Annotated in this window: 33 protein-coding genes and 2 tRNA genes; 28 read left to right on the top strand and 7 right to left on the bottom strand. The window is 72.3% G+C overall.

Features of this window, described 5'->3' with window-relative positions:
* Positions 1-61: 61 nt before the first annotated feature.
* The 13 genes from IMZ35_RS18095 (at position 62) to IMZ35_RS18035 (ending at position 9,975) form a co-directional block, all read left to right on the top strand.
* Positions 62-790, top strand: a complete 729-nt coding sequence (locus tag IMZ35_RS18095) for an alpha/beta hydrolase family protein (RefSeq protein ID WP_307868330.1) — start codon at positions 62-64, stop codon at positions 788-790.
* 10 nt (positions 791-800) lie between these two features.
* A complete protein-coding gene (locus IMZ35_RS18090; RefSeq protein ID WP_199442299.1) occupies positions 801-1,169 on the top strand; it encodes an HIT domain-containing protein in 369 nt (122 codons plus the stop codon).
* Positions 1,170-1,382: 213 nt separating this feature from the next.
* Positions 1,383-2,411: a PhoH family protein gene (locus IMZ35_RS18085; RefSeq protein WP_229372563.1), complete on the top strand. Its 1,029-nt coding sequence runs from the start codon at positions 1,383-1,385 to the stop codon at positions 2,409-2,411.
* Positions 2,412-2,415: 4 nt separating this feature from the next.
* Complete coding sequence (gene ybeY / locus IMZ35_RS18080) at positions 2,416-2,985, top strand: rRNA maturation RNase YbeY (RefSeq protein WP_199442298.1); 570 nt, start codon at positions 2,416-2,418, stop codon at positions 2,983-2,985.
* A 10-nt stretch (positions 2,986-2,995) separates the two neighbouring features.
* On the top strand, positions 2,996-4,324 hold the full coding sequence (locus IMZ35_RS18075) for a hemolysin family protein (RefSeq protein ID WP_199442297.1): 1,329 nt from the start codon (positions 2,996-2,998) through the stop codon (positions 4,322-4,324).
* Positions 4,317-4,667 carry a cytidine deaminase-like protein gene (locus IMZ35_RS18070; protein ID WP_307868329.1) on the top strand — a complete coding sequence of 117 codons (351 nt, stop codon included), beginning with the start codon at positions 4,317-4,319 and terminating at the stop codon, positions 4,665-4,667. Before IMZ35_RS18075 ends, IMZ35_RS18070 begins: the two co-directional genes overlap by 8 nt.
* Positions 4,668-4,753: 86 nt before the next feature.
* Positions 4,754-5,650: a GTPase Era gene (era, locus tag IMZ35_RS18065; protein WP_199442296.1), complete on the top strand. Its 897-nt coding sequence runs from the start codon at positions 4,754-4,756 to the stop codon at positions 5,648-5,650.
* Between the two features lie 9 nt (positions 5,651-5,659).
* Positions 5,660-6,412 carry a DNA repair protein RecO gene (gene recO / locus IMZ35_RS18060; protein WP_199442295.1) on the top strand — a complete coding sequence of 251 codons (753 nt, stop codon included), beginning with the start codon at positions 5,660-5,662 and terminating at the stop codon, positions 6,410-6,412.
* Positions 6,413-6,454: 42 nt separating this feature from the next.
* Positions 6,455-7,276, top strand: coding sequence for an isoprenyl transferase (locus tag IMZ35_RS18055; RefSeq protein ID WP_199442294.1), 822 nt, complete (start codon positions 6,455-6,457; stop codon positions 7,274-7,276).
* Positions 7,273-7,701, top strand: coding sequence for a hypothetical protein (locus IMZ35_RS18050; protein ID WP_199442293.1), 429 nt, complete (start codon positions 7,273-7,275; stop codon positions 7,699-7,701). The genes IMZ35_RS18055 and IMZ35_RS18050 overlap by 4 nt, the downstream gene beginning before the upstream one ends.
* A gap of 15 nt (positions 7,702-7,716) precedes the next feature.
* The gene (locus tag IMZ35_RS18045; RefSeq protein WP_199442292.1) at positions 7,717-8,136 is read left to right on the top strand and encodes a hypothetical protein; all 420 of its coding nucleotides are present in this window, start codon (positions 7,717-7,719) and stop codon (positions 8,134-8,136) included.
* A 73-nt stretch (positions 8,137-8,209) separates the two neighbouring features.
* Positions 8,210-9,238: a permease gene (locus IMZ35_RS18040; RefSeq protein ID WP_199442291.1), complete on the top strand. Its 1,029-nt coding sequence runs from the start codon at positions 8,210-8,212 to the stop codon at positions 9,236-9,238.
* Positions 9,235-9,975 carry a TIGR03943 family putative permease subunit gene (locus tag IMZ35_RS18035; RefSeq protein WP_199442290.1) on the top strand — a complete coding sequence of 247 codons (741 nt, stop codon included), beginning with the start codon at positions 9,235-9,237 and terminating at the stop codon, positions 9,973-9,975. The genes IMZ35_RS18040 and IMZ35_RS18035 overlap by 4 nt, the downstream gene beginning before the upstream one ends.
* Here the strand turns inward: IMZ35_RS18035 and IMZ35_RS18030 are convergent.
* Together IMZ35_RS18030 and IMZ35_RS18025 are read right to left on the bottom strand one after the other, a co-directional pair.
* Positions 9,972-10,400 (bottom strand): Fur family transcriptional regulator, encoded by a 429-nt coding sequence (locus tag IMZ35_RS18030; protein WP_199442289.1) that lies wholly within the window; start codon positions 10,398-10,400, stop codon positions 9,972-9,974. The two genes, IMZ35_RS18035 and IMZ35_RS18030, sit on opposite strands and share 4 nt — an antisense overlap.
* On the bottom strand, positions 10,397-10,846 hold the full coding sequence (locus tag IMZ35_RS18025) for an ArsR/SmtB family transcription factor (RefSeq protein WP_438816882.1): 450 nt from the start codon (positions 10,844-10,846) through the stop codon (positions 10,397-10,399). Before IMZ35_RS18025 ends, IMZ35_RS18030 begins: the two co-directional genes overlap by 4 nt.
* Before the next feature lie 148 nt (positions 10,847-10,994).
* Between IMZ35_RS18025 and IMZ35_RS18020 the strand changes: the two genes are divergently transcribed.
* Together IMZ35_RS18020 and IMZ35_RS18015 are read left to right on the top strand one after the other, a co-directional pair.
* Positions 10,995-11,375, top strand: a complete 381-nt coding sequence (locus IMZ35_RS18020; RefSeq protein WP_199442288.1) for an antibiotic biosynthesis monooxygenase family protein — start codon at positions 10,995-10,997, stop codon at positions 11,373-11,375.
* Between the two features lie 79 nt (positions 11,376-11,454).
* Entirely contained in the window at positions 11,455-12,840 is a 1,386-nt protein-coding gene (locus IMZ35_RS18015) for a glycine--tRNA ligase (RefSeq protein WP_199442287.1), read from the top strand.
* Positions 12,841-12,952: 112 nt separating this feature from the next.
* Here the strand turns inward: IMZ35_RS18015 and IMZ35_RS18010 are convergent, their stop codons facing one another.
* Positions 12,953-13,690, bottom strand: a complete 738-nt coding sequence (locus IMZ35_RS18010) for a Type 1 glutamine amidotransferase-like domain-containing protein (RefSeq protein ID WP_307868325.1) — start codon at positions 13,688-13,690, stop codon at positions 12,953-12,955.
* Positions 13,691-13,873: 183 nt separating this feature from the next.
* Between IMZ35_RS18010 and IMZ35_RS18005 the strand changes: the two genes are divergently transcribed.
* From IMZ35_RS18005 to IMZ35_RS17985, 5 genes are all read left to right on the top strand, one after another.
* Positions 13,874-14,452 (top strand): YdcF family protein, encoded by a 579-nt coding sequence (locus IMZ35_RS18005; protein WP_229372550.1) that lies wholly within the window; start codon positions 13,874-13,876, stop codon positions 14,450-14,452.
* A 22-nt stretch (positions 14,453-14,474) separates the two neighbouring features.
* Positions 14,475-15,710: a deoxyguanosinetriphosphate triphosphohydrolase gene (locus IMZ35_RS18000; RefSeq protein ID WP_199442285.1), complete on the top strand. Its 1,236-nt coding sequence runs from the start codon at positions 14,475-14,477 to the stop codon at positions 15,708-15,710.
* Between the two features lie 52 nt (positions 15,711-15,762).
* The gene (locus IMZ35_RS17995; RefSeq protein ID WP_199442284.1) at positions 15,763-16,005 is read left to right on the top strand and encodes a hypothetical protein; all 243 of its coding nucleotides are present in this window, start codon (positions 15,763-15,765) and stop codon (positions 16,003-16,005) included.
* Positions 16,006-16,033: 28 nt separating this feature from the next.
* Positions 16,034-17,104 carry a serpin family protein gene (locus tag IMZ35_RS17990; RefSeq protein WP_199442283.1) on the top strand — a complete coding sequence of 357 codons (1,071 nt, stop codon included), beginning with the start codon at positions 16,034-16,036 and terminating at the stop codon, positions 17,102-17,104.
* Positions 17,105-17,223: 119 nt separating this feature from the next.
* On the top strand, positions 17,224-18,075 hold the full coding sequence (locus IMZ35_RS17985) for a helix-turn-helix domain-containing protein (RefSeq protein WP_199442282.1): 852 nt from the start codon (positions 17,224-17,226) through the stop codon (positions 18,073-18,075).
* Between the two features lie 4 nt (positions 18,076-18,079).
* On the opposite strand, the gene IMZ35_RS17980 is transcribed toward IMZ35_RS17985, so the two are convergent.
* Both IMZ35_RS17980 and IMZ35_RS17975 read right to left on the bottom strand, forming a co-directional pair.
* The gene (locus IMZ35_RS17980) at positions 18,080-18,268 is read right to left on the bottom strand and encodes a hypothetical protein (protein ID WP_199442281.1); all 189 of its coding nucleotides are present in this window, start codon (positions 18,266-18,268) and stop codon (positions 18,080-18,082) included.
* Between the two features lie 63 nt (positions 18,269-18,331).
* Positions 18,332-19,249 (bottom strand): sigma-70 family RNA polymerase sigma factor, encoded by a 918-nt coding sequence (locus IMZ35_RS17975; protein ID WP_229372546.1) that lies wholly within the window; start codon positions 19,247-19,249, stop codon positions 18,332-18,334.
* A 25-nt stretch (positions 19,250-19,274) separates the two neighbouring features.
* Between IMZ35_RS17975 and dnaG the strand changes: the two genes are divergently transcribed.
* From dnaG to IMZ35_RS17960, 3 genes are read left to right on the top strand one after another with little or no spacing between them, the layout of a single operon-like run.
* The gene (dnaG, locus tag IMZ35_RS17970) at positions 19,275-21,167 is read left to right on the top strand and encodes a DNA primase (RefSeq protein ID WP_199442279.1); all 1,893 of its coding nucleotides are present in this window, start codon (positions 19,275-19,277) and stop codon (positions 21,165-21,167) included.
* The gene (locus IMZ35_RS17965) at positions 21,168-21,692 is read left to right on the top strand and encodes a hypothetical protein (RefSeq protein WP_199442278.1); all 525 of its coding nucleotides are present in this window, start codon (positions 21,168-21,170) and stop codon (positions 21,690-21,692) included.
* Between the two features lie 43 nt (positions 21,693-21,735).
* Positions 21,736-22,503: a trans-aconitate 2-methyltransferase gene (locus IMZ35_RS17960; protein ID WP_199442277.1), complete on the top strand. Its 768-nt coding sequence runs from the start codon at positions 21,736-21,738 to the stop codon at positions 22,501-22,503.
* 25 nt (positions 22,504-22,528) lie between these two features.
* On the opposite strand, the gene IMZ35_RS17955 is transcribed toward IMZ35_RS17960, so the two are convergent.
* Positions 22,529-23,341: an SDR family NAD(P)-dependent oxidoreductase gene (locus IMZ35_RS17955; RefSeq protein WP_307868323.1), complete on the bottom strand. Its 813-nt coding sequence runs from the start codon at positions 23,339-23,341 to the stop codon at positions 22,529-22,531.
* A gap of 62 nt (positions 23,342-23,403) precedes the next feature.
* On the opposite strand from IMZ35_RS17955, the gene IMZ35_RS17950 reads away from it, so the two are divergent.
* Positions 23,404-23,835 carry a MarR family winged helix-turn-helix transcriptional regulator gene (locus IMZ35_RS17950; RefSeq protein ID WP_199442276.1) on the top strand — a complete coding sequence of 144 codons (432 nt, stop codon included), beginning with the start codon at positions 23,404-23,406 and terminating at the stop codon, positions 23,833-23,835.
* Positions 23,836-23,881: 46 nt separating this feature from the next.
* Here the strand turns inward: IMZ35_RS17950 and IMZ35_RS17945 are convergent, their stop codons facing one another.
* Positions 23,882-24,121 (bottom strand): hypothetical protein, encoded by a 240-nt coding sequence (locus IMZ35_RS17945; protein ID WP_199442275.1) that lies wholly within the window; start codon positions 24,119-24,121, stop codon positions 23,882-23,884.
* 144 nt (positions 24,122-24,265) lie between these two features.
* On the opposite strand from IMZ35_RS17945, the gene IMZ35_RS17940 reads away from it, so the two are divergent.
* The 4 genes from IMZ35_RS17940 (at position 24,266) to IMZ35_RS17925 (ending at position 26,345) form a co-directional block, all read left to right on the top strand.
* Positions 24,266-24,337: transfer RNA gene (locus IMZ35_RS17940), tRNA-Asn, on the top strand.
* Between the two features lie 254 nt (positions 24,338-24,591).
* A tRNA-Ile gene (locus tag IMZ35_RS17935) sits at positions 24,592-24,666 on the top strand.
* Positions 24,667-24,803: 137 nt separating this feature from the next.
* On the top strand, positions 24,804-25,088 hold the full coding sequence (locus IMZ35_RS17930) for a DUF8836 family protein (protein WP_199442274.1): 285 nt from the start codon (positions 24,804-24,806) through the stop codon (positions 25,086-25,088).
* 180 nt (positions 25,089-25,268) lie between these two features.
* Positions 25,269-26,345 carry an LppP/LprE family lipoprotein gene (locus IMZ35_RS17925; protein ID WP_199442273.1) on the top strand — a complete coding sequence of 359 codons (1,077 nt, stop codon included), beginning with the start codon at positions 25,269-25,271 and terminating at the stop codon, positions 26,343-26,345.
* Positions 26,346-26,704: the final 359 nt, after the last annotated feature.

The following is a 26,704-nucleotide window of genomic DNA, read 5'->3' as shown; positions in this document are numbered from 1 at the left end:
TGTGCGTCGGTGTCCCCGGGTGGCCCTGGTGGCGCTTCTCCCGGTTGGGATGATCTGGAACGTGAAGCGCATCTCTTACGGAGATCACCCCAGCCAGTTCGCCGAACTGCACCTGCCCGACTCGGCCTCTCCCGTGCCGGTGGTGGTCGTCGTCCACGGCGGGTTCTGGCAGCAGCGCTACGACCTCGGCCTGGGCCGTCCGCTCGCGGAGGACCTGACGCGTCACGGCGTGGCCGCCTGGAACGTCGAGTACCGCCGGATCGGCGGGGGCGGCGGCTGGCCCGCGACGCTCCTCGACGTCTCCGGGGCACTGGACGCGCTCGTGCGCCTGGAGGACCCCCGGCTCGACCTCACCCGGCTCGTCACCCTCGGCCACTCCGCCGGTGGGCACCTCGCGGTGTGGGCCGCCGCACGGCACGACGCCGTCACCGGGGCCGTCGCGCAGGCCGGGGTGCTGGACTTCCGGCTCGACCCGGAGATCACCCGCCGCGCCGCGGAGCTGCTCGGCGGCGACCCCGAGCAGGTGCCCGACCGCTACCGGCTCAGCTCTCCCGCGGAACTCGTCCCCATCGGCAGGCCCGTCGTCTGCGTGCACGGCGACGCCGACTCCACCGTCCCCCTCGCGCAGAGCGAGTCCTTCCAGCGCGCAGCCAGGGCCGCGGGCGATCCGGTGGACCTCGTGCGCGTGCCCGGCGCGGGGCACATGGACCTGGTCGAACTCGGCACGCCGGGCTGGGAGGCCAGCCGCGACGCGGTGCTGAGGCTGGTGGGCGCCACCGGGCCCGAGTAATCTCCGCCCCATGTCAGCCGACTGCCTGTTCTGCCGGATCGTGGCCGGTGAGATCCCCGCCACCGTGGTGCTCTCCACCGACACGGTGGTCGCGTTCTACGACATCGCGCCGCAGGCGCCCACGCACGTCGTGCTCGTGCCCAGGGAGCACGAGCCCCACGCCGTCGCGCTCGCCGCGGCGGCCCCCGACGTGCTGGCCGACCTGTTCACCGCGGCGGGAGACGTGGCGAAGGCCGAGGGCGTCGCCGACAGCGGCTACCGGCTGCTGTTCAACACCGGGGAGAACGCGGGTCAGACGGTGTTCCACGCGCACCTGCACCTGCTGGGCGGCGGCCCGCTCGGCGCTCTCGCCGGGGCACGGCCGGAACCGCTCCGCTGACACCGCGCGCACTTACTCCGATGCACTTCGTCGGTGCCAGCGACTAGCATCGAGGAGCAGCGCGCACACCAGTGGGCGAGCAGACGAGTCGGGCGCGACACGCGCAGGAAGCAGGCCAGAGGCCACGTGGCCGGTACCGCAGCCCCGCACGGGGCGAAGAACTCCCCGCAGGCCGGTCAGGCCGCGGTAGACCCCCAGTCCACGGACGTTCCGCTGAGCAGCAGCGGGCGGTCCAAGTTCGCCGTCCCCGGCAACGCGGTGCTGGCGCTCCTCGGCTCGCGGGACGAGAACCTCCGTCTCGCGGAGGAACTCCTGGTCGCCGACGTGCACGTGCGCGGCAACGAGATCACGCTGTCCGGTGAACCGGCCGACGTGGCCTTCGCCGAACGCGTGTTCACCGAGCTGGTGCAGCTCGCGAGCCGGGGCCAGCAGGTCGGCCAGGACACCGTGCGCCGCACCGTGGCGATGCTGTCCGCGGGCACCAGCGAGTCCCCCGCCGACGTGCTGAGCCTGGACATCGTCTCGCGGCGCGGTCGCACGATCCGCCCCAAGACCCTGAACCAGAAGCACTACGTCGACGCGATCGACGAGAACACCGTCGTGTTCGGCATCGGTCCCGCCGGCACCGGCAAGACCTACCTGGCGATGGCCAAGGCCGTGCAGGCGCTCCAGGCCAAGCAGGTCAACCGGATCATCCTCACCCGCCCGGCCGTCGAGGCGGGCGAGCGGCTCGGCTACCTGCCGGGCACGCTGAACGAGAAGATCGACCCGTACCTGCGCCCGCTGTACGACGCGCTGCACGACATGATGGACCCCGAGGCGATCCCGCGGCTGACCCAGGCGGGCACGATCGAGGTCGCGCCGCTGGCCTACATGCGCGGCCGCACGCTCAACGACGCGTTCATCATCCTCGACGAGGCGCAGAACACGACGCCCGAGCAGATGAAGATGTTCCTCACCCGGCTGGGCTTCGGCTCCAAGATCGTGGTGACCGGCGACATCACCCAGGTCGACCTCCCCGGCGGCCAGCGCAGCGGTCTGAAGGTCGTCCGCGACATCCTCCAGGGTGTCGACGACGTCAACTTCTCCATCCTGACCAGCAACGACGTGGTGCGTCACAGCCTGGTCGGCGACATCGTCACGGCCTACGAGCGCTGGCAGGACGACCAGGACGAGGCCGACCAGCACGGGCACGGACGAGGACCCGGTGCGCAGCGGGGAAACCAGCGCCGGGGACGATGACACCGTGAGCATCGAGATCGCCAACGAGTCCGGTGTCGGCGTGGACGAGACGTCCATCGTGTCCGCGGCACGGTTCGCCCTCGACCGGATGGGCGTCAGCCCCCTGGCCGAGCTGTCCGTGCTGCTGGTCGAGCTGGACGTGATGGCAGACCTGCACGAGCGCTGGATGGACCTGCCCGGACCGACCGACGTCATGGCCTTCCCCATGGACGAGCTGGACTCGGCCCGCCGCCCCGACGCGGCCGGGCTGGGCCCCGCGCTGCTGGGCGACATCGTGCTGTGCCCGGCCTTCGCCAAGGACCAGGCCCGCAAGGCCGGTCACGGTCTGCTGGACGAACTGCACCTGCTGACCGTGCACGGCGTGCTGCACCTGCTCGGCTACGACCACGCCGAACCGGCCGAGGAGCGCGAGATGTTCACGCTCCAGAACCGGATTCTCGGCGACTTCCGCACGGCGACCGCCGAGGCCGAGCGCCTCGCGGTCCAGCGGGACGCCGATTCCAAGGTGCTCGGCGCCGTCGGCCTGGAGGACTCCGGGCCGCAGGACCAGGGCCACCCCGAGCCGACGACCTGAGGCGGCCCCGGTGACCAGCGGTACCACCACCCTGCTGCTGACGGCCGTGGCCCTGGTGCTCGCGGCCGGTGTGTTCGCCTGCGCCGACGCGGCGCTGGGCACGGTGTCCAGGGCGCGCGTCGAGGCGTTGCAGCGGCAGGGCAGGGCCGGGACGCGCCAGCTCATCCAGGTGCTGAGCGACCGGCCGCGCCACGTCAACCTCCTGCTCCTCCTGCGGCTGGGCTGTGAACTGGCCGCCACGGTGCTCGTCACCGTGGTGTGCCAGCGGCTCATCGACGAGGGCTGGGTCGCGGTGCTGGCCGCCGGGGTCGGGATGCTCGTCGTGTCCTACGTCCTGGTCGGCGTCGGCCCGCGCACCATCGGCCGCCAGCACCCCTACGCCGTCGGCCTGGTCGTCGCGGGACCGGTGCGGGTGCTCGGGCGCGTGCTCGGCCCGCTGAGCAGGCTGCTGATCCTCGTCGGCAACGCGATCACGCCGGGCCGGGGCTTCCGCGAGGGTCCGTTCTCCTCCGAGGTGGAGCTGCGCGAGCTGGTCGACATGGCGCAGGAGCGCGGCGTCGTCGACGAGGGCGAGCGCGAGATGATCCACTCGGTGTTCGAGCTGGGCGACACCATCGCCCGCGAGGTCATGGTGCCGCGCACCGAGATCGTGTGGATCGAGCAGACCAAGTCGCTGCGCCAGGCGCTCGCGCTGTCCCTGCGCACCGGCTACACCCGCGTGCCCGTGATCGGCGAGAGCGTCGACGACGTGGTGGGCGTGGTCAACCTCAAGGACCTGACCCGCCGCGCGCTGTCCGACGAGCCCAACGGCACGACCGTCGCGGAGCTGATGAAGCCCGCCACGTTCATCCCGGACTCCAAGCCGCTCGCCGACCTGCTGCGGGAGATGCAGCTGTCGCGCAACCACATGGCGATCGTCATCGACGAGTACGGCGGCACGGCCGGTCTGCTCACGATCGAGGACATCATCGAGGAGATCGTCGGCGAGATCACCGACGAGTCCGACACCGACGACCGGCCGCCGATCGAGCACCTGGAGGACGGGTCGGTGCGGGTCAGCGCCCGCCTGCCGGTCGACGACCTGGACGCCCTGTTCGGCACCGAGCTCGACCAGCACGACGTGGAGACCGTCGGCGGCCTGCTCGCGCAGCGCCTCGGCCGGGTTCCGCTGCCGGGCACCGAGGCCGAGATCGCCGGCCTGCGGATGCGCGCGGAGGGCGGCAAGGACGAGCGCGGCCGGATGCGCATCAGCACGGTGCTCGTGCGCTGGGTCAAGGGCGTCAAGAACGAGGACGACGCCGAGGACAGGGAACACGAAGGGAGCTCGGACCGTGCCTGATCCCATCGCGCCGGAGATCGGCCAGGAGGACGCCAAGATCGTGGTGCTGGCCCGGTCGGCCCGCGCCAGGACCGGCGCGGCCGAGGGCGCGGCGGTGCGCGACACCGACGGCCGGACCTACGCGGCGTGCACCGTCGCGCTGCCGTCGCTGACGCTCACCGCGCTCCAGGCGGCCGTCGCCGCCGCCGTCGCGAGCGGCGCCGAGGGCCTGGAGGCCGCCGCCGTGGTGACGCCGGCCGACGCCGTGGACCCCGGTTCGCTGGCCGCCGTGCGCGACCTGACGGCGGACGGCCCCGTGCTGCGCGCCGACCCGGCGGGCACCGTGCTCGACGTGCTGCGCTGACCGCGCCGCACGGTCCGGCGGTCGTCTCGCGGGCCGCAGCACCCCACCCGCGCGGCGCCGTCGGACCGAACAGGGACAATGGCCGGATGGATGGTTATCGCTCGGGCTTCGCCTGCTTCGTCGGCCGGCCCAACGCCGGCAAGTCCACGCTGACCAACGCGCTGGTCGGCACCAAGGTGGCGATCACGTCCAGCAAGCCGCAGACCACCCGGCACACCATCCGGGGCATCGTGCACCGCGACGACGCCCAGCTGATCCTCGTGGACACCCCCGGCCTGCACCGGCCGCGCACCCTGCTCGGCCAGCGCCTCAACGACCTGGTGCGCGAGACGTGGTCGGAGGTCGACGTCGTCGGCTTCTGCGTGCCCGCCGACCAGAAGGTCGGTCCCGGTGACAAGTTCATCGCCGCCGAGCTGCAGAAGATCGCCAAGCGCACGCCGATCGTCGGCATCGTCACCAAGACCGACCTCGTCTCGCAGCAGCAGGTCGCCGAGCAGCTGCTCGCCCTCCAGGAGGTCGCGGACTTCGCCGAGCTGATCCCGGTGTCCGCCGTGGACGGCTACCAGGTGGGCGCGCTGGCCGACCTGCTGGTGGACCGGTTGCCGGAGGGGCCGCCGCTGTACCCGGACGGCGAGCTGACCGACGAGCCGGAGGCCACGCTGGTCGCCGAGCTGATCCGCGAGGCCGCGCTGGAGGGCGTGCGCGACGAGCTGCCGCACTCCATCGCCGTCGTCGTGGAGGAGATGGCGCTGCGCGAGGGTCGCGACGACCTGATGGACGTGCACGCGTTCGTCTACGTCGAGCGCACCAGCCAGAAGGCGATCATCCTCGGGCACCGCGGCGAGCGGCTCAAGCAGGTGGGCATCACGGCCCGCAAGCACATCGAGGCGCTGCTGGGCACACGGGTGTACCTCGACCTGCACATCAAGATCGCCAAGGACTGGCAGCGCGACCCCAAGCAGCTCCGCCGCCTGGGCTTCTAGGGACGAGCAGTGGCGAACCTGTACCGCGACACGGGCGTGGTCCTGCGCGTGCAGAAGCTCGGCGAGGCGGACCGGATCATCACGCTGCTCACCCAGCGGCACGGCAAGCTCCGCGCCGTCGCCAAGGGCGTGCGCCGCACGACGTCGAAGTTCGGCGCGAGGCTGGAGCCCTTCGGGCACGTGGACGCGCAGTTCTACCCCGGCCGCACGCTCGACATCGTGACGCAGGTGCAGACCCTCGACGCGTTCGGCGTGGGCCTGGTGAGCGACTACCAGCGCTACACGGCCGGCTGCGCGGTCCTGGAGACGGCCGACCGGCTGGCCGCCGAGGAGGGCGAACCGGCGCTGCGGCTGTACCTGCTGGTCACGGGGGCGCTCCGGGCGCTGGCCACGACCGACCGGGACCCGTCGCTGGTGCTCGACGCGTTCCTCCTGCGCGCGATGTCCTTCGCGGGCTGGGCGCCCGCCGTGGACGAGTGCGCGCGCTGCGGTGAGGCCGGGCCGCACCGGGCGTTCAGCGTGCAGGGCGGCGGTGTGATGTGCGACGGGTGCCGCCCGCCGGGCTCGTCGTCACCGGCGTCGGACACCCTGCGCCTGCTCGCCGCCCTGCTGCACGGCAGGTGGGCGGTCGTGGACGGCGTCTCGCCCTCCGCGCGCCGCGAGGCGAGCGGTCTGGTGGCCGCGCACCTCCAGTGGCACCTGGAGCGGCAGCTCCGGTCCCTGCCACTGGTCGAACGCAGGGCGCGGGTCGCGGACGACTAGCATCAGGCGCTCCCCCACGCCTCGGAAAGCGAGTTCACCAGCATGCTGCGTCGTCGGCGGTCCGAACGCGTCGAACGCGTCCTGCGGCCCCCGGATCCGCACCCCTCCGGCGCCCGCCCGCCCGCCATCCCGGCCGAGTTCGTGCCGAAGCACATCGCCATCGTCATGGACGGCAACGGCCGCTGGGCCAACCAGCGCGGCCTGTCCAGGGTCGAGGGTCACAAGCGAGGAGAGGCCGTCGTCGTCGAGGTCGCCAAGGGTGCGATCGAGATGGGCGTGAAGTGGATCTCGCTCTACGCGTTCTCCACGGAGAACTGGCGCCGCAGCCCCGAGGAGGTCCGCTTCCTCATGGGCTTCAGCCGCGACGTCATCCACCACCGCACCGACGAGCTCGACGAGCTGGGCGTGCGGGTGCGCTGGGCGGGACGCCGGCCGAAGCTGTGGCGCAGCGTCATCAAGGCGCTGGAGGTCGCCGAGGAGCGCACGAAGGACAACGAGCTGCTCAACCTGGCGATGTGCATCAACTACGGTGGCCGCGCCGAGATCGGCGACGCCGCCCGGCAGATCGCGAAGCTCGCCGCCGAGGGCCGGATCAACCCGGACAAGGTCGACGAGCGCACCCTCGCCAAGTACATGTACCAGCCGGACATGCCGGACGTGGACCTGTTCATCCGCCCGTCGGGCGAGCAGCGCACGTCGAACTTCATGCTGTGGCAGTCCGCGTACGCGGAACTGGTCTTCCAGGACATCCTCTGGCCCGACTTCGACCGGCGGGACCTGTGGCGCGCGTGCGAGCAGTTCGCCGAGCGGGATCGCCGCTTCGGTGGTGCCGTGGACAAGCCCGATCCCGAGGAGAGCGCATGACCACCGACGAGGCGACCACCACCGCCGCGCTGCTCACCAGCGCCCGCGCGGCGCTGGAGATGTTCCACGACGTGCACGTCGACGACGACGGCGCGCTGAGCTTCCTGCACGCAGAGGTGCCGTGCGCGGTGCAGGCGCTCCAGCTCGCCGAGGGCCTGACCGTGCTGAGCCTGACCTGCGTCGTGGCCTGGGACCTGCCCCAGGACCGGAACCTGGCCGTGTCGGCGGCGGAACGTGCCGGTCAGGGCCTGTTCGGCACGCTCGGCGTCGTGCACACCGACCGCGGCATGGACGTCACGCTGCGGTACGCCTTCCCGGCAGAGGGAATCCGGCCCGAGCCGCTCAGCACCCTGCTGATGCTCGTCGTCTCCACCGCGTCCCAGCTGCGCGGCGAGCTGCTCGCCAGCGTCGAGCCGGGCAACTAGGAAAGAGGACCCGTCATGGGTGGCGTGATCATCTACGAGCCGGACGCCGACTCCCCGGTCATGGGGTTCCCCTGGGTGGTGAACTTCGAGCCCTCCGGGGGCGAGGAGTGGGAGTCGTTCGTCTGCGGACCCTACGAGCGGGACCACGCCATCGCGCTGGCCGAGGCCGTGGCGCTGGAGGAGGAGGGCATGCTTGCGGTCGTCGAACCGCTCATGCCCGTGCTCAGCGCCGAGGAGGTGCTGGCCACCATCGAGGAGCTGCGCGAGGCCGAGGACGAGGAGGACGAGGAGTCCGACCACGTCAACGGCACCTCGCTGGAGCTCGGCGAGACCGAGTTCGTCGAGGAGGACGCGGAGTTCGAGCCGCCGACGCCCGAGGAGGTCAAGGCGGGCATGGAGCGCACGTTCCGCCGCCTGCTGGCCGACAACAGCTGACGCCCTGGTCGGGAGTGGTTGTCATCACCGTGTCGGTGGCCACCACTCCCGCCGGGCCTGGCACCATGACTGCGTGACCATCACCGGTGAGATCCGGGGGCCGGACCGCCCGCCGCGCGGCCCGGCCCGCCGCTGGCGCATCACCTCCCTGGAGGTGCTCTGCGCGGTGCTCCTCCTGGCACTGGTCTTCCAGGACCGGCTCGTGCGGCTGCTGGACGTCCCCCAGCTGCGCACCGCGTCCACCGTGTTCGTGGCCGTCTGCGTGCAGGCGATGCCGTTCCTCGTCCTCGGCACCCTGGTCAGCGGGGCCATCGCCGCGTTCGTCTCGCCGAACGTGCTGCGCAGGCTCCTGCCGGGCAACACCGCGCTCGCGGTGCCCGTCGCCGGGATCGCCGGTGTCGCCCTCCCCGGCTGCGAGTGCGCGTCCGTGCCGGTCGCGAAGCGCCTGATGCAGCAGGGCGTTGCGCCCGCCGCGGCGCTGTCGTTCCTGCTCGCCGCACCGGCCGTGAACCCGATCGTGCTGGTCTCCACGGCCGTGGCGTTCCGCGACGCGCCGATGATGATGCCCGCGCGCTTCGTCGGATCGCTGCTCACCGCGGTCGTGATGGGCTGGCTGTGGACGCGCTTCGGGCACGCCGGGTGGATCGCCGAACGCGCCCTGCGCGCACTGCCCGAGCGCACCGGCGAGTCCCGCTGGGCCGTGTTCGCCGAGACCGCGCGGCACGACCTCGTGCAGGCGGGCGGCTTCCTCGTGCTCGGCGGTGTGGTCGCCGCCGCGTTCGGCGTGCTCGTGCCGGTGTCGTGGCTGGAGACGCTGAGCGGGCAGATCGTGCTCGCGGTCGTGGTCATGGCGCTGCTGGCCGTGATCCTCGCGCTGTGCAGCGAGGCCGACGCGTTCGTCGCGGTGTCCATGACGGCGCTGCCGCTGCTGCCGCGCCTGGTGTTCCTCGTCGTCGGGCCAGCCGTCGACGTCAAGCTCATCGCACTCCAGGCCGGCGCGTTCGGCCGGTCGTTCGCGGCGCGGTTCGTCCCGGCGACCTTCGTCGTGGCGGTGCTGTGCGCGGTCGGGTCCGGACTGGTCTTCCTGGGAGGCGCGGCATGAGGCGCGAGACGCAGAACATCCTGCTCGTCCTGTTCGGCGGAGCCCTGCTGAAGCTCGCGCTGACCGGCACCTACCTGCGCTACGTCAAGCCCGCGCTCCAGCCGTGGCTGGTCCTCACCGGCGTCGTGATGGTGCTGCTCGCGGTCGTGGCGATCGGCCGAGACCTGGTCACCAGCCGCACGGGCGCCGCGCCGCCCGCCGGTGACCACGACGACCACGGTGATCACGGCGGTCACGGCGGATCACGCAGCCCGTGGCTGTTGCTGCTGCCCGTGCTCGCGGTCTTCCTGATCAGCCCGCCCGCGCTCGGCGCGGACACCGTGAGCCGGTCCGCCGACAGCAACACGAACCGTTCCGAGGGCGCGGCGGCCCGGTTCGCCCCGCTGCCCGGCGGGGACGTCGTGCCGATGACCGTGACGGACTTCGTCACGCGCACGGCGTGGGACGACTCGGGCTCGCTGGACGGCCGGACCGTGCGCCTCGTCGGGTTCGTGGTCCGCCAGGACGGCGTCACCCACGTGGCGCGGCTGGTGATCGCCTGCTGCGCCGCCGACGCCTCGCCGGTCAAGGTCCGTCTGGACGGCGCCGGGGTGGACGCGCTGGTCGTCGACGAGTGGATCGAGGTGACCGGCGAGGCCGTGCCCGGCTCGGCGACGGAGGAGACCGGCTACGTGCCGACGTTCCGGGTCGAGCGGGTCGTGCCGACCGCCGCCCCGGAGACCCCCTACGAGTTCTAGCGGGACGCGAGCTTCTTCGTGCAGTCCGCGCAGGTCCCGAAGATCTCCACGGTGTGACTGACCTGCGAGAACCCGTTCTCCGCCGCCACCCGGTCCGCCCACTTCTCCACGGCGGGACCCTCGACCTCGACGGTGCGGCCGCAGTGGCGGCACACCAGGTGGTGGTGGTGCGCCGAGCAGCGCCGGTAGATCGCCTCGCCCGAGTCGGTGCGCAGCACGTCGACCTCGCCGGCGTCCGCCAGCGACTGGAGCGTGCGGTACACCGTGGTCAGGCCGATGCCCTCGCCGCGGTGGCGCAGTTCCTCGTGCAGCTCCTGCGCCGAGCGGAACTCGTCGAGCTGGTCGAGGAGGTGCGACACCGCTGTGCGCTGCTTGGTGGACCTCAGCCCCGGTACCGCGTTGGTAGAGCGTTCACCCGTCGTCACAGTTCCTCCGTCCGGCCGGCCCGGTCGGTGTCGTTGATACCAGTGAGGGCGCGTCGGGCGTCCGGCCCCCCGCTCTCCTCGGCGTGGACGACGGCGTCGACCACGATGTGCGCGAGGTGCTCGTCCACCAGCCGGTAGACGACCTCGCGCCCGTGGCGCTCGCCGTGCACGACGCCGGCGGACTTCAGCACCCGCAGGTGCTGGCTGATCAGCGGCTGGGCGACGCCGAGCGCGTCGACCAGTTCGTGCACGCAGCGGTCCCCCTGCTGGAGCTGGAGCACGATCGCGATCCGCACCGGCGCGGCCAGTGCGCGCAGCAGGTCGCCCGCGGCGGACAGCGTTCGCGGCGACCTCGTGGGGGAGGGACCGGCGGCGCAGCGCTCGGGGGAGTGCAGCTGCCCGGCTCCGACGGGTGCCGTCGCGGCGTCCTGGGCCACGGTGCGCACCCCCCTCCGGTTCTCGGTATGGATTTCACTTCCGATTCTACTCAGTCGCGCAGGACCGGGAGCGTCCCGAGCACGAGGACCACCGGAAGGCGCCCTCGCGGGGGACCGTGGCATCCTCGCACCGAACCTCCTGCGAAGGGACACCGCCGTGCTGCTCGTCTGCCGGTTCCGGGTGGCGGTCGCCGACACCGCCGACTTCACGGCGCGGGCGCGGCGCGCGCTGGAACTGCTGACCGCGCAGCGCGGCTGCCTGCGCGGCGTGCTGAGCCGCTCCACCGACAGCGACGACCGCTGGGTGCTGACGGTCGAGTTCGAGTCGGTGACGGCCTACCGGCGCGCGCTGTCGCCGTTCGAGGTCCGCGAGCACGTCGTTCCGCTGCTGTCGCAAGCGCTGGCCGACGAACCCGCGGCCTACGAACCGGTGCTCGACGCGGCCGCCGGGGACGTGGCCACCCGCACCAGCCTGCTGGCGAGCGACGCGGGCACCGTCCGGCTCGGCGAGGCGGCGGGACCGGCCACTCCGCGTTGATCGGCTGCGGTCGCCCGATGGTGGGCGGAACGGGACGGCTACGCTCGGCCCCCCTGTTTCTTCGTGCTTGGGAGAGTCCGTGCCCGCCGATCGCATCGAGACCGTTGTCAGCCTCTGCAAGCGCCGCGGCTTCGTCTACCCGTGCGGTGAGATCTACGGCGGCACGCGGTCGGCGTGGGACTACGGCCCCCTCGGCGTGGAGCTCAAGGACAACGTCAAGCGCCAGTGGTGGAAGTCCGTGGTGCAGGGCCGCGAGGACGTCGTGGGCCTGGACTCGTCGGTGATCCTGCCGCGCGACGTGTGGGCGGCCTCGGGCCACGTGGAGGCGTTCGTCGACCCGCTGGTCGAGTGCAACTCCTGCCACAAGCGCTTCCGGGCCGACACGCTGTCCGAGGAGTACGCGGAGCGCACCGGCAAGGAGGTCGCCGAGGGCGACCTGTCCGACGTGCCGTGCCCGAACTGCGGCACCCGCGGCAGCTACACCGAGCCGAGGATGTTCAACGGCCTGCTCAAGACCCACCTCGGGCCGGTGGAGACCGACGAGGGCCTGCACTACCTGCGTCCGGAGACCGCGCAGGGCATCTTCACGAACTTCCTCAACGTGCAGACGACGTCGCGCCGCAAGCCGCCGTTCGGCATCGGCCAGATCGGCAAGTCGTTCCGCAACGAGATCACGCCGGGCAACTTCATCTTCCGCACCCGCGAGTTCGAGCAGATGGAGATGGAGTTCTTCGTCGAGCCCGGCACCGACGAGGAGTGGCACCAGTACTGGATCGACGAGCGGGCCCGCTGGTACACCGACCTGGGCATCTCCGAGGACAACCTGCGCCGCTACGAGCACCCGGCGGAGAAGCTGTCGCACTACTCGAAGCGCACCGTCGACCTGGAGTACCGCTTCCAGTTCGGCGGCCAGGAGTGGGGTGAGCTGGAGGGCATCGCCAACCGCGCCGACTACGACCTCACGACGCACTCGAACCACTCCGGCGTGGACCTGTCGTACTTCGACCAGGCCACGAACTCGCGCTACCGGCCGTTCGTCATCGAGCCGGCGGCGGGCGTCGGCCGTCCGATGATGGCGTTCCTGCTGGAGGCCTACACCGAGGACGAGGCGCCCAACGCGAAGGGCGGCGTGGACAAGCGGGTCGTGCTGAAGCTCGACCGCCGCCTCGCGCCGGTGAAGGTCGCCGTGCTGCCGCTGTCGCGCAACGCCGACCTGTCGCCCAAGGCCCGCGACCTGGCCGCCGCGCTGCGCCGGAACTGGAACGTCGACTTCGACGACGCCGGTGCCATCGGCCGCCGCTACCGGCGGCAGGACGAGATCGGCACGCCGTTCTGCGTGACCGTCGACTTCGACACGCTCACCGATCTCGCCGTGACCGTGCGCGAGCGGGACACCATGTCGCAGGAGCGCGTGTCGCTCGACCAGATCGAGGGCTACCTGGCGGCCAGGCTGATCGGCTGCTGACCGGCCGGGGTCAGGAGGAGCCGCGGAGGCCGCCGACGACCGCGTCGGCGCCGCCGCGCCCCTCGCGCGACCGACCGTCCGTGAACTTCACCCGTACAGGCGACACGACGCGCTACAACCGCCTCGTGTCGAGGAAGACCTCCTGCACCTTTCCCGAAGACGGGTCCAGTTCCACGCGCCACCCGCCACCGGTGGACCGGTCGGAGACGACCTCCACCAGTTCGGTGCCCCGGTAGAGCAGGCCGGCCCCCTCGTCGGTGCAGTGCATCACCGGCAGTTCGCCCGACTCCACGGCCGCGAGCGCGGCGGGGTGGCGAGCGGGTTCGGAGTCGTGGTGCACGCCGTTGGCGTGGGGGAGCAGCGCCAGCCCGTCGGTCACCACGCGCAACTCGGGCCCGAACGAGTCGGTCGTGCCACCGACGTGCCAGCAGATCGACCCGGCCGACACCCCGGACAGCACGACCCCTGACTCCCAGGCCCGCCGCATCACCGCGTCGAGGCCGTGCACCCGCCACAGCGCCAGCAGGTTCACCACCGAACCCCCGCCCACCCAGACGGCGTCGCTGGACAGCACGAAGTCCTCCAGGTCGTCGGTCGGCGGCATCGGGAACAGGTTCAGGTGCGCCACGTCGACCCCGGCCGAGCGGCACGCCTCGTCGACCAGCGCCTGGTACCAGCGCTGATCGCCGGCCGCGGTGCCCACGTGGCACAGCCGCGGACGGCGGCCGTCCACCCCGGACAGGTCGAGGGCGAGGCGGATCAGCGGACCCATCTCCAGGTCGGTGCGCCTGCCCCGCCGCCAGGCTCCGGAGGTCGCGAGGATCGTGGGCTGCTCTGCTGGCACGAGCACGATCGAACCACGCCAGCGCCGACGACGGAACGCGCCGAACGGCTGCCGTGCGAAGGCGTCGACGGGGCGCGCCGACGTCACTCCGCGAGTTCTGGAACCATGCGTGCCGTGTCCACGTCACCCCTGTCCGTGTTCGCCTGGATCAGGCGGCTAGTGCTGCGCGTCGTGCTCGGCGCGCTGGTGATGACCGCGCTCGTCGTGGGAGGCACCGCCTTCCGCGTGTGGCAGGTCGCACGCGTCGACGACTGGACCCCTGCCGACGTGGCGGTCGTCCTCGGCGCCGCCCAGTACAACGGCGTGCCCTCCGAGGTGCTGGAGGCACGCCTGGAGCACGCCAAGGGCCTCTACGACCAGGGCGTCGTGCGCCACATCGCGACCACCGGCGGCCGTCAGGACGGCGACGCCTACACCGAGGGCCAGGCCGGGAAGATCTGGCTGGTGGAGCACGACGTGCCGGAGGACGCGATCATCGAGGTGGGGGAGGGCAACGACACCCTCGGAAGCATGCGCGCGCTCGCCGACCGCACGAGCGAGCTGGGCCTGCGCACCGCGATCATCGTCAGCGATCCGTGGCACTCGCTGCGCGCCCGCACGATGGCCGAGGACGCCGGGCTCGACGCGTGGACCTCGCCCACCCGCAGCGGGCCGAACGTGCAGACCAGGGAGACGCAGTGGTTCTACATCCGCCGGGAGACCGGCGCGCTGCTGTACTACCGGCTCACCAGGGCCCCCGCGGCGGCCCTGGACCAGCTCGACATCTGACCGCTCTCCGTATCCTCGTGCGATGACGCCCGGCTACACCGACCACGACGCCGAGCGCCTGCTGGCCGAGGAGGCCAAGGGCGCCGTCCTGCCCGGCGCGCGCACCGAGCGGCGCACCCCGTTCTCCCGCGACCGCGCCCGCGTGCTGCACTCCGCCGCGCTGCGCCGCCTCGCGGGCAAGACGCAGGTGGTGGGGCCGGGTGAGGGCTCCGGCGTGCCGCGCACCCGGCTCACCCACTCGCTGGAGGTCGCGCAGATCGGCCGCGGCATCGGCGAGGAGCTGGGCTGCGACCCGGACGTGGTGGACACCGCCGGTCTCGCCCACGACATCGGGCATCCCCCGTTCGGGCACAACGGGGAACGTGCGCTGAACGCGCTCGCCGGACCGTGCGGCGGGTTCGAGGGCAACGCGCAGACGCTGCGCATCCTGACCCGGCTGGAGCCGAAGACGCTGCGCGGGCTGAACCTCACCCGCGCCTGCCTGGACGCCGCCACCAAGTACCCCTGGCGGCGCTCCGCGGGAGTGGCGAAGTTCGGCGTCTACGACGACGACCTGGAGGTGTTCACCTGGGTGCGCGCCGGTGCCCCGGAGCGCCGCAAGTGCCTGGAGGCCCAGGTCATGGACTGGGCGGACGACGTCGCCTACTCCGTGCACGACGTGGAGGACGGCGTCGTGTCGCACCGCATCTCCCTCGCCGCGCTGGGCGATCCCGCCGAGCGCGCCACCGTCGCCGAACTCGCCGCGAAGCACTTCTCCGACGAACCGGTGTCCGCACTGGAGGCCGCCGCCGCGGAGCTGCTCGGGCTGCCCGCCGTCGCGGACCTCGCCCGCGCCGAGTACGACGGGACGCTGCGAGCCCAGGTCGCGCTGAAGCGGCTGACCAGCGAACTGGTCGGCCGCTTCGCCTCCGCCGCGATCAGCGCGACCCGCGACGTGCACGGCGACGGGCCGCTGTCCCGCTACGCCGCCGACCTCGTGGTGCCCCGGCTGGTGGCCGCGGAGGTCGCGCTGCTCAAGGCCGTGGCGGTGCGCTACGTGATGAGCGACCCCGACCGGCTCGCGATGCAGGAGCGGCAGCGACAGGTCGTCGCGGAGCTGGTGACCGCACTGCTGGGCAGGCCGGAGGAGCTCGACCCCGCGTTCACCCCGGCCTGGCGGGACGCCGCCGACGACGCGGCACGGCTGCGGGTCGTCGTGGACCACGTGGCCCTGATGACCGACGCGCAGGCCGTCGCGCGGCACGCGGAGCTGACCTGAGCGCTCGTCGCTCGCCCACCACCGGTCACCCGCGAGTGGCACACTCGACGACGTGGCCGAGGAGTCGAGGAAACCGCCGGGCCGACGGCGGCCGTGGCGCAGACCCGGCGCCGAGCTGCTCGTGGCCCGCGAGGTCCCCCACCCGGACGGGTGGGACGACGAGGGCGACGACGGTTCGGCCGGCGTCCGCGAACCCCGCCACCCGCGCCCGTCCGGACCCGTGTCGGGCGCCGCTGAGCGGCCGATCCCCGAAGACCCGCTGGTCGCCGTCCTGCCCGACCCGCGTCGACCCTGACCGCTCACCCCCGCTTCCGAGGAGCCCCGTGACCGATCGCGCGCACCTGGCGTTCGCCCTGTCCCTGCACCGCGCCGCAGCGCCCGATCCGGAGGTGAACGCGTGCTGGTCGCCGTACTCGGTGGCGAGCGCGCTCGGCGTCGCCGCGCAGGCGGCTGGGGGTCGGACGCGCGAGGAGATCGTGCGACTGCTCGGCGAGGGCGGTGACGAGCTGCTGCGCGCGTCGACCGTCACCGACGACGCGAGTTTCGCCGTGGCCAACACGCTCTGGACGCGCGAGGGGCTGGAGGTCGAGGCCGAGTTCCTCGACGCCCTCGGCCGCTGGCCCGGCGCGAAGGTGCGCGCCGCGCCGTTCGCCGCCGACCCGGAGGGCGCGCGCACGCTCGTCAACGCCGACGTGGCGGAGACCACCTACGACCTGATCCCCGAGCTCCTGGAACCGGGCTCCGTCTCGCCCGACACCGTCGCGAGCGTCGTCAACGCCGTCTACCTCAAGGCGGGCTGGCTCAACGCCTTCGCCGACGGCGGCACCGAGCCCCGGCCGTTCCACGCGCCGGCCGGCACGGTGGACGTGCCCACCATGACGCTGACCGCGCGGCTGTTCCACGCCGCCGCCGACGGCTGGCAGGCGATCACGCTGCCCGCGCTGGGCGGTGTCGAGGCCGTGGTGCTGCTGCCCGACGGGGACCTCGACGAGTCCACCCTCGACGCCGACCGGCTCACCGCGCTGCTCGACGCCCGCGCGATCAGCCACATCGCGCTGTTCACCCCCGCTCTCGCACTGCGGGCGAGGTTCGCGCTGAAGGACGCGCTCGCGGAACTGGGCGTGCGGACGGTGTTCACCAGCGCCGCCGACCTGTCGGGCCTGAGCCCCGACTCCGACCTGCTGGTGGACGACGTGCTGCACGAGGCCGTGCTCCGCGTCGACGAGCAGGGCTTCGAGGGCGCCGCGGCGACCGCGGTGATGATCAGGGCCGTGTCGCTGGTGGTGGAGAGCGACCCCGTGGAGATCCACGTGGACCGGCCGCACCTGCTGCTCGTCCGGCACGCGCGCACCGGTGCCGTCTACTTCCTCGCCCGCGTGGTCCGGCCCGGCTGATCGCGAGTTGATCTCGTTTTCGATCACGCGGCGTGACCGTCGCTCCCGGGTGATTCTAACGGGGGATTTGTTGGCTTCACGCCTGTAGTCCCAGCTCAGAACACCTACGGTTGGTGTCCATGAGGGACAGCACCGCGTTCGGACGAGAGCTCGGCGACGAACTCCGGCGACTGCGGGTGGGCATGGCGGGACTTGACGCGGCGCGCATGGCGGAGCAGGTCGGGTGGGACCTGTCGAAGCTGTCGATGGTCGAGCAGGGCCGGCACCGGGCGAGTGAACTCGATCTTCTCGTGTTCCTCTCCCGCTGCGGCCTGTCGCACTGCGAGATCGACCGGTTCGTCTCGCGCTACCGCCACGCCTGCGCGCCGTACCTGCACCAGGCGGGCTGCGAGCAGCTGCCGGCCGACCTGCGCGCCCTGGTGCTCGCGGAGACCGGTGCGGCGGTGATCACGAGCTTCGACGCGGTGGCCGTTCCCTGCCTGCTGCAGACCCCGGAGTACTCCGAGGCGTTGATCTCGGGGCTCGGCCTCACGGGACGGACCGAGGTCGCCCCGGCCGTGCGCGCGCTGACCGAGCGACAGGCGATCATGCGCACCCACCTCGGCCCCGAGTGCACGTTCTTCGTCCACGAGAACGTGCTGCGGCTGCGCGTCGGCGACGACCGGATCATGGAGGACCAGATCCTGCGGCTGGTCTTCCACGCGGCGAGCCCGCGCTGCGCGGTGCGGGTCGTGCCCTCCTCCCGCGGTGCCGTCGGCGCGTTCGCCGCGTCGTGCTCGCTCATGCAGTACGAGCAGGAGACCCCGGTGGCGTGCGTGAAGTCCGACCTGGTGCGCACGCTCACCAGCGATGCCAAGGTCATCGCCCGCTGCCGCCTGGTGTTCGAGCGGCTCGACGAGTTCGCCCTGGACGACGAGGGGTCGCGCAACCTGCTGATCGACTGGGTGGGGGAGTACGACAAGCCGTGCTGAGCGGTCAGCGGCCGGTGTCGGACAGCCGCAGGTGCAACCGCATCCCTCCCTCGGCGGGCAGCGCCGAGAGCAGGAGCCGGGTCGGGCCGTTGCGCACCGGCACCGCGCACGACTCGCCCGACAGCAGGGTGCCCGCGAGCATCCCCGCGGAGTGGTGGTCGAGGTCGAGCGTCAGGGCGTGGGACTGGGTCATGCACCGGAACGTATCTGTTGCCCCACGGGCAACCGGAGTCCCCGAAGGTGTCACGTTCCGGAGCTAGAAGTCCACGCCGGTCAGCTTGTCGGGGTTCGCCACGTCGTAGAGGGCGACGACCAGGCCGTCGCGGATCGCGAAGGCGTTCACCCGCGGTGCGCGCGGCGTGCTGCCCGGCCCCGACGATCCCGGCAGCAGCAGTCCGAGGTCGCCGTTGACGAGCGCCTCCCGGCCCGCGAGCTGGCGCGCGCCGCCGTACTTCCGGGCCAGGCCCACCAGGAAGCGCGCCACCTTGTCCGCGCCGCTGATGACGTTGAGCGCCGTGCTGACCCTGCCGCCGCCGTCGCCGATCGCCACGACGTCGGGGTGCAGCAGGCGGGCCACCGCGTTCACGTCGCCCGACGCGAGCGCGGTGAGGAAGCGCTCCAGCACGTCGCGCTGCTCGCTCATCGCCACCCGGGGCGGCGGATCGGCGGCCGCGGCCGCCCTGCGCCCGCGCGAGGCGTGCTGCCGGGCCGCGGCGACCGAGACGCCCAGGGCGCCGGCGATGTCGGTGAACGGCACCCCGAACGCGTCGTGCAGCACGAACGCCACCCGCTGCTCGGGGGAGAGCCGGTCGAGCACGACGAGCGCCGCCATCCGCACGCCGTCGTCCCGCACCACCGCGTCGAGCGGGTCGTCCGGGCCGGTGATCAGCGGCTCCGGCAGCCACGGGCCCACGTACCGCTCCCGCTGCACGACCGCGGACCGCAGCCGGTCGAGGCAGATCCGGCTGACCACCGTCGTCAGCCACGCCCGCAGGTCGCGGATCTCCGCCCGCGCCGAGGCGCTCAGCCCGGTCACGCGCAGCCAGGACTCCTGCACGGCGTCCTCGGCGTCGGCGACGCTGCTGGTCAGCCGGTACGCCACACCGATCAGATGCGATCGGTGCTCGCTGAACTCCACGGCCAGCGTCTGCTCGGCGGCGGTCACGGGTCCCAGTCTGCCAGCACTAGACTCGTCCGCTGTGGCAGGACGGATCAGGGAAAGCGACATCGCGTTGATCCGCGATCGCAGCCGCATCGATCAGGTCGTCGAGGAGCACGTCTCCCTGCGCCGGGCCGGTGGGGGCGCGCTGAAGGGGCTCTGTCCCTTCCACGACGAGAAGTCGCCGTCGTTCAACGTCCGCCCCTCGCACGGAACGTTCCACTGCTTCGGCTGCGGCGAGGGCGGCGACGTGATCGCCTTCGTCATGAAGATCGAGCACCTGGGCTTCGTGGAGGCGGTGGAGCGGCTCGCCGACCGCATCGGCTTCCAGCTCACCTACGAGGGCGGCGGCGCGAGCGTGCAGCGCGACCGCGGCACCCGCACCCGGCTGATCGAGGCGCACCGCGCGGCGGCCGAGTACTACGCCGAGCAGCTCGCCTCCCCCGAGGCGGTGAAGGCGCGGGAGTTCCTGGCCGAGCGCGGGTTCGACGAGGCCGCGGCCCGGCAGTTCGGCTGCGGGTTCGCCCCCGGCGGCTGGGACCGGCTGACCAAGCACCTCCTCGGCCGCGGCTTCGACCTGACCGAGCTGATCAAGGCGCAGCTGACCAAGGAGGGCAGGCAGGGGCCGATCGACCGGTTCCACCGCCGCCTGCTGTGGCCCATCAAGGACCTCGGCGGTGACGTCGTGGGCTTCGGCGCCCGCCGGATCTTCGACGACGACCCGATCCAGGCCAAGTACCTCAACACCAGCGAGAGCGTCATCTACAAGAAGTCGCAGGTGCTGTTCGGCCTGGACGTCGCGAAGAGGGAGATCGCCAAGCGCCACCAGGTCGTGGTCGTCGAGGGCTACACCGACGTCATGGCCATGCACCTCGCCGGCGTCCCCACCGCCGTGGCCTCCTGCGGCACGGCCTTCGGTTCCGAGCACATCTCGGTGCTGAGGCGACTGCTGATCGACGACAACTCCTTCCGCGGTGAGGTGATCTTCACCTTCGACGGCGACGCGGCTGGGCAGAAGGCCGCGATCAAGGCGTTCGACGACGAGCAGCGCTTCGCGGCGCAGACGTTCATCGCCGTCGCCCCCGACGGCATGGACCCGTGCGAGCTGCGTCAGGCCAAGGGCGACGTGGCCGTCCGCGACCTGGTCGCCCGCCGGGTGCCGCTGTTCACCTTCGCGGTGAAGACGCTGCTGCTGGAGCACGACCTCGACACGGCGGAGGGCCGCGTCGCGGCGTTGCAGCGGACCGTGCCGCTCGTGGCGCAGATCAAGGACGTGTCGCTGCGCGACGAGTACGCGCGCCAGCTCGCCGGCTGGGTCGGCTGGGAGGACACGCTGACCGTGGTGCGCCGGGTGCGGGAGAGCGCCGGGGGGACCGCGCCCAAGCAGCGCCGTGCCGCCGCCGACCCGAACCAGGGCGCGCTCCCGGTCGACGTGGACGGGCCGCCCCGCCCGAACCCGCGCGACCCCAACCTGTCGGTGCAGCGCGAGGCGCTCAAAGCCGCGCTGCAACTGCCGGAGATGGCCGGTCCCTACTACGACGCCCTGCCCGACGAGGCCTTCACCCACCCCGCGTACGTGGCTCTGCACCAGGCGATCCGCGAGGCGGGCGGCGCGTCCAGCGGACTGTCCGGTCCCGCGTTCGTCGACGCGGTGAAGCAGGCGTGCCAGCACCAGTCGGTGCGCTCGGTGCTGACCGAGCTGGCCGTGGAGCCGTTGCAGGTCAAGGTGGTGGACCAGTTCCGCTACGTCTCCAGCGTGCTGGCGCGGTTGCAGCAGCTCCTCGTGGCGGGTCAGATCGCCGACATCAAGTCCCGGCTGCACCGCATCTCGCCGGTGCAGGAACCCGACGACTACCGGGCGCTCTTCGGAGACCTGGTGGCGTTGGAGGAGTACCACAAGGCACTCCGCGAACAGGCTGCTGGAGGTCTCTAGATGCTCGGCTGGTGGCGCAGGCTGACGGGACGCGGTGTGCCCGCGGGGTTCGAGGGCACGCTGGAGCCCGACGAGAACGTGCTCGCCCACGCCGCCGTGCGCGGCGGTGGTCACCTGGTGGCCACCTCCCTGGGGCTCTGGGTTCCCGGTGCGCGCCGCATCGGCTGGCACCTGATCAGCAAGGCCAGCTGGAACTCGGGCGCGCTGGTCGTCGTCGAGGCCGAGGAGACCGGTGCGGCCGGTGGGGCGGTGCTCATCCGCGACCTGCCACCGCGCAGGTTCGTCGTGGAGGAGCCCGCGAAGCTCCCCGAGGCCGTGCAGGCCAGGGTGACCGGGTCCATCAGGTCCCGGCACCACCGCGATCTGCCCGGCGGAGGCGCGTGGTTCGTGCAGCGCAAGGTGCCCGGCCAGGACGGTGTGGTGCTCCAGGTGCGCGCCGACGAGGGAACGGACCCCGCGCTCGTGGTGACCATCGCCTCCGACGTGGCGGCGAAGATCGCGGAAGCCCGACCGGTGGACTCCTGACTCCTCGGGTATACAGTACGTACGTACTGCTTGGAGGTGTGTCATGTGGGACCCCGTGAAGTACCTGTCCTTCGCCGACCACAGGTCCAGGCCGTTCCACGACCTCGTCGCCCGCATCGGCGCCGACGCGCCGCGCCGGGTCGCCGACCTGGGCTGCGGGCCGGGAAACCTGACCGCGACGCTGGCCGAGCGCTGGCCCGGCACCGAGCTGGAAGCCTTCGACTCCTCTCCCGAGATGGTCGCCGCGGCCCGTGAGCGCGGCCTGGACGCGTCGCTGGCCGACGTCGCCACCTGGGCCCCGGCACCCGACACCGACGTCGTGATCAGCAACGCCGTCCTGCACTGGGTGCCCGGCCACCCCGAACTGCTGGTCCGCTGGTGCGGCGAACTGCCCGCGGGGGCGTGGCTCGCCGTGCAGGTCCCCGGCAACTTCGCCGGACCGTCGCACTCCCTCGTGCGGGACCTGGTCGCCTCGGCCTGGCGCGACGAACTCGCCCACGTCCTGCGCGACCCGGCGCCCGTGCTCGACCCCGTCGGCTACGCCGAACTGCTCGCGGGCGCCGGGTGCGAGGTCGACGCCTGGGAGACCACCTACGTGCAGCGCCTGGAGGGGCCGGACGCCGTGCTGGAGTGGATCAGCGGCACGGCCCTGCGGCCGATCCGCGCGGCCCTGGACGACGACCGCTGGGCGGCCTTCCGCGCCGACCTCGCGCCCCTGCTGCGCGAGGCCTACCCGGAGCGCGCCGACGGCACCACGTGGTTCCCCTTCCGTCGCGTCTTCGTGGTGGCCAGGACCGCTCCGTCCGCCTGAACCGCAGAGCGGGCCCCGCCGCCCCTCAGGACCCGACGAGTTCTTCCGTGAGCTTGCGCAGCCGCAGGCGTGCTTCCTCGTCGTACGCCTGCTCGTGCGCCCGCCGATCCGCGAACCGGTCGAAGTACCGTCCCGTCACCCCCTCGACCCCCGGCGCGGCGATCAACCGCATCACCGGGCCGACACCCTCGTCGACCGCGGCCAGCGGGTGGAACCCGCCCTGCTGCGTCATCGGCGTGTCCATCAGGTGCGCGGGGTGCACCGCGTTGACCGCGACCCCCGATCCGTCCAGCTCCTCGGCCAGGTCGAACGTCGACATGACCAGTGCGAGCTTGCTGCGGCAGTAGGCCCGCACGCCCTCGTAGGCGCTCTCCATCATCGGGTCGTCGAAGTCGATCGGCGCCTGCCCGGCCGAGGTCACGTTCACCACCCTGGCCGGTGCCGCCCCGGTCAGCAGCGGTGTCAGGCGTCTGGTCAGCAGGTGCGGGGCCAGGTGGTTCACCGCGAGTCTCAGCTCGTGCCCCTGCGCGCTGAGCTGCCGCTGGCTCGGGTCCTCGCCGCCGCCCACCGCGGCGTTGTTCACCAGCACGTCCAGCCGCGACTCGTCCGCCCTGACCCGCTCCGCCAGGTCGACCACCTCCCGCAGGTCGGCCAGGTCGGCGACGTGGGTGCGCACGGTGCACGCCTCCGACGCCCGGCGAGCCTCCTCGGCGACGGCCTCCAGCCGCTCGTGGTCGCGGCCGTGCAGCAGCAGCGTCGCGCCGTGCGCGGCGAGGTCGAGGGCGAGTGCGCGACCCAGGCCACCGGTCGCTCCGGTGATCATCACGATGTTGTCCACGCATTGATGTGTATCAAAGCTTTGACGATCGATCCAGCGTTGATCGCGAGTATCCTCTGAACGTGGTCATCCCAGCTCAGGAACGTCTCGGCCTGGACGTCAAGCGCGCCGAGCAGGCGCTGATGACGGCGAAGAGCGCGGCCGTGCGCAGTGCGAAGCTGACCGTCCCCCAGTACGCCGCGCTGCTCGGGCTGGCGGACAACCCCGGCATCTCGGGGGCCGCGCTGGCGAGGCTGTGCCAGGTCACCCCGCAGAACATGGCCGTCGTGCTGCGCAACCTCGACGAACGGGGGCTGGTCGAGCGGACTCCGCACGAGTGGCACCGCAACGTCGTGGAGGCCAGGCTGACCGACTCCGGTCTGCGCGCCCTGCGCGCGGCCGACGCCGAGGTGGCGCGGATCGAACAGCGGATCGCCGACGAGTTCGCCCCCGAGGAGCGGGAGGCGCTGCGCGCGCTGCTGGGACGCTGCGTGAAGGCGATCCGGGCGGAATGAGCACCCGCGCGCACCGGCGGCGGTGACGGCGCGCGCGGGAGCACCACTAGTTGGTGCGCGGGGTGGACGGCTCCGGAGACCGGTGCTGACCGTTGGTGGAGGACCGCGGCCGGTGGCCGAACCCGGTCCTCTCGCCGATCTTGGCCCGCGCGATCCCCGCCGCGCCCTGAACCGCCGGGTGATCGGCCAGCGCGCGGTACGTCCGCACGATCTGGTCGTACCTCCCCCGGCCCGCGCGTGCGCCGAGGACGTAGCCGACGGCCACTCCGAACACGATGCCCTTCAAGGTCGTCCCCTCTCGTGTCGTGGCTGCTCACGGCCCATACTGCCGCACAACGGGGGGGTGTGTGCGAGTGCTGGTCCCGATGCGCTAGAGTTCTCCACGTCGGACGGAGAGCGTGTCCGCCCGACGGCGAGCACAACAGAACATTCCCCCATAGCTCAACGGCAGAGCATTCGACTGTTAATCGAAGGGTTACTGGTTCGAATCCAGTTGGGGGAGCGTTGCCGCAGGTGAGGCCCGGTCCATTGAGGACCGGGCCTCTTCTGTTGGGCCGCGTCCTGCTTTCTTCACACCATCAGGTGAAGCTCGGTGTGAGGACTCCGGCTCACCGCCGAGCCCTCTCGGGATCGTCGTCGGGTGCCTTCTCCCACCGCGCTGGACAGATGCAGGGTTCTTCGGACGCCGGGAACGATGATCGGTACTCTCTGTGCCGCGACGGCGCAACCCACGGGGTCGTGGGCTGCGCCACGTGAGGGGCGGTAGCTCAGCTGGTCAGAGCAGCGGACTCATAATCCGTCAGGTCGTGGGTTCGAGCCCCACCCGCCCCACGGTTCAGCCGGGCGCGGCGCGAGCGCCCCGCCGCGTCTCCCGCACCCGCTCAGCGGCTGGTGAACGTGCTCGGTTCGCCTGCCCGATTTGTCCCAGATCGGGGAGTAAAAGCGGCCTGACCTGCGTTGATGCTTGTATGAAGGGTGACAGGGTCGAGGTTGTGGTCGACGCGGGCGACAGCACGCGTACCTACGAGATCGTCGCGTCGCGGGCCGGGCGGCGCGTCGAGACGCGGATCGGGCGAGGCGTGGCGGAAGTGGTCGAGGTGACCCGCTCCGGCACGGTCGTGCGGACCGCGCGGTTCATGGCCAGCCGGGTGCTCGCACTGGTGGAGCACCCCGCGCCCCGGCCGGTGCTCGACGAGGAGCGCGAGGCCGCCGACGCGCCGCGCCCGCTCGAAGCGATGTCCGTTTCCCGGTGAGCGCCTGCTCCCGGCAGTCGCACGGCACCGGCGGCCGGGACACCGGCCGCCGGTTGTGACGTGCCGCGGTTTTGTCCGCGGCTCGTTCGTGCCACGCCGACGGCGGAACCGCCCCGATCGTCGCCGGGGTGGGACAGTCGGCGCAGCGGAACCGCCGGTACGAGATTCAGGGGCGCGACGATGACGAGCTGCCAGTTCTGCGGCGAGCCGGTCCAGGACGCCGTGGAGCACCGCCAGTGGTGCGCCGACGACGCCGGTGCGCACCACGACGCGCTGGGGCCCGTCGTCGTGCTGATCGCCGGCGCCGTCGTCGGACTCGCTCCGCTGCTGCCCTGGGCACGGGTCGGGCCGATCGGCGACCTCGACCTGCACCAGCTCTACACCGCCCAGCGGGGAGCGGCGTTCCCGTTGATCTTCGCCGTGATCGCCGTCGCCGCGGTCGTGGTCGCCGTCGTGGGCGCTCCCCGGACGACGGCTCGGATCGCGACCGGGGTGCTGGCCCTGCTGACCTGCGTCCTGGTCGTGCGCCTCCTGCTGAGCGTGCGGGACGTGGAGTCCCTGTCCGTCGGCGCCGGTCCGTGGGTCGGACTCGCCGGAGCGCTCACGCTCCTCGTGGCCGCGGCCGTGCCGTTCTGGCCGGGGCCGAGCACCTCGCAGGAGCGACTCCACCGGGGGATCGCCGGGGCCACCGTCGCTCTCGTCGTGATCGGCGCGGGTGCCGCCGGGCTGGCGGAGGAGGCACCGTCGCAGCGGCCCTTGGCGGGGGCGCCCGCGCCCGCCTTCACCGCGGCCGCCGCCGTGCCGTCCGCGACGACCGGCGTGGTCGTGCCGTCCACGACCACCGTCTCCGCTCGGCCGTCGTCCGCCGGCACCGGCCCGAGTCGCACGGCCGCCGAGGACCTCGTCCGGTCGAAGGGCTTCACCCCCGCTCCGGGGACCTGGTCCGACCCGTCCGCGCTCAACGTCGTGCTGGCCGGTCGCGCGGGAGCGGCGGACTCGGCGTCGCAGCTCGCCTTCTTCTTCCACGACGGCGACTACCTGGGAACCGACACGGCGACCACGAGCGCGCGCATCGACCTGGTGCGGGCGGAGCGCGACACGATCGTGCTGTCCTACCAGCTCTACGCCGCCGCCGATCCGGTCTGCTGCCCGACGCGGGGATCGGCGACCGTGCGCTACCGCTGGACCGGGACGGCACTCGCCCCGCTGGACCCGATCCCGACGGACGACCCGTCGGCGGACGGCAGTCGGAGGTAGTCGCGGTGCGCCCCGTGACGTGTGGTCCCGATCACTGCGCGCGGCGAGCCGGAGCCGTCGAGCACCCCGGCGGGCCCGACGACCTGCGGTTTCACCGACTTCGGCGAGAGCGCGACCCCGGATTTGCCTCTGCCGGGAGCGGGGTGTAACTTTCTTCGAGCCAGCGCGGAACGGGCCCGGAAGGGAACGGAGTGCGGCAGACCCCCTCGCTAGTTCACTCCTAAAAGGGTGCTAGAGTTCGTGGTCGCAACAACCTCCAGAACTACATGAACAGCGTTCCTTGCTGCCCGGAGTCGGAAACGACGCCGATTTGACAGGGAAAAAGCGGTTCGGATAGCGTCTGGAACGAACAAAAACTG

The organism is Umezawaea beigongshangensis, from assembly GCF_016464305.1.
Taxonomy (GTDB): Bacteria; Actinomycetota; Actinomycetes; order Mycobacteriales; family Pseudonocardiaceae; genus Umezawaea_A; species Umezawaea_A beigongshangensis.
Note: the sequence above shows the minus strand (reverse complement) of the source record. Positions and strands in the feature narration are given on the sequence as shown.

What these genes read in the sequence shown, in the direction of transcription:
- IMZ35_RS17980 (WP_199442281.1), bottom strand. Translation starts at nt 18,268, where the DNA reads ATGACCCAGTCCCACGCCCTGACGCTCGACCTCGACCACCACTCCGCG.
- IMZ35_RS18050 (WP_199442293.1), top strand. Translation starts at nt 7,273, where the DNA reads ATGACCACCGACGAGGCGACCACCACCGCCGCGCTGCTCACCAGCGCC.
- IMZ35_RS18035 (WP_199442290.1), top strand. Translation starts at nt 9,235, where the DNA reads ATGAGGCGCGAGACGCAGAACATCCTGCTCGTCCTGTTCGGCGGAGCC.
- era (WP_199442296.1), top strand. Translation starts at nt 4,754, where the DNA reads ATGGATGGTTATCGCTCGGGCTTCGCCTGCTTCGTCGGCCGGCCCAAC.
- IMZ35_RS18005 (WP_229372550.1), top strand. Translation starts at nt 13,874, where the DNA reads ATGACCGCGCTCGTCGTGGGAGGCACCGCCTTCCGCGTGTGGCAGGTC.
- IMZ35_RS17985 (WP_199442282.1), top strand. Translation starts at nt 17,224, where the DNA reads ATGAGGGACAGCACCGCGTTCGGACGAGAGCTCGGCGACGAACTCCGG.
- IMZ35_RS17925 (WP_199442273.1), top strand. Translation starts at nt 25,269, where the DNA reads ATGACGAGCTGCCAGTTCTGCGGCGAGCCGGTCCAGGACGCCGTGGAG.
- IMZ35_RS17930 (WP_199442274.1), top strand. Translation starts at nt 24,804, where the DNA reads ATGAAGGGTGACAGGGTCGAGGTTGTGGTCGACGCGGGCGACAGCACG.
- IMZ35_RS18045 (WP_199442292.1), top strand. Translation starts at nt 7,717, where the DNA reads ATGGGTGGCGTGATCATCTACGAGCCGGACGCCGACTCCCCGGTCATG.
- IMZ35_RS18090 (WP_199442299.1), top strand. Translation starts at nt 801, where the DNA reads ATGTCAGCCGACTGCCTGTTCTGCCGGATCGTGGCCGGTGAGATCCCC.
- IMZ35_RS17965 (WP_199442278.1), top strand. Translation starts at nt 21,168, where the DNA reads ATGCTCGGCTGGTGGCGCAGGCTGACGGGACGCGGTGTGCCCGCGGGG.
- IMZ35_RS17960 (WP_199442277.1), top strand. Translation starts at nt 21,736, where the DNA reads ATGTGGGACCCCGTGAAGTACCTGTCCTTCGCCGACCACAGGTCCAGG.
- IMZ35_RS18000 (WP_199442285.1), top strand. Translation starts at nt 14,475, where the DNA reads ATGACGCCCGGCTACACCGACCACGACGCCGAGCGCCTGCTGGCCGAG.
- IMZ35_RS18055 (WP_199442294.1), top strand. Translation starts at nt 6,455, where the DNA reads ATGCTGCGTCGTCGGCGGTCCGAACGCGTCGAACGCGTCCTGCGGCCC.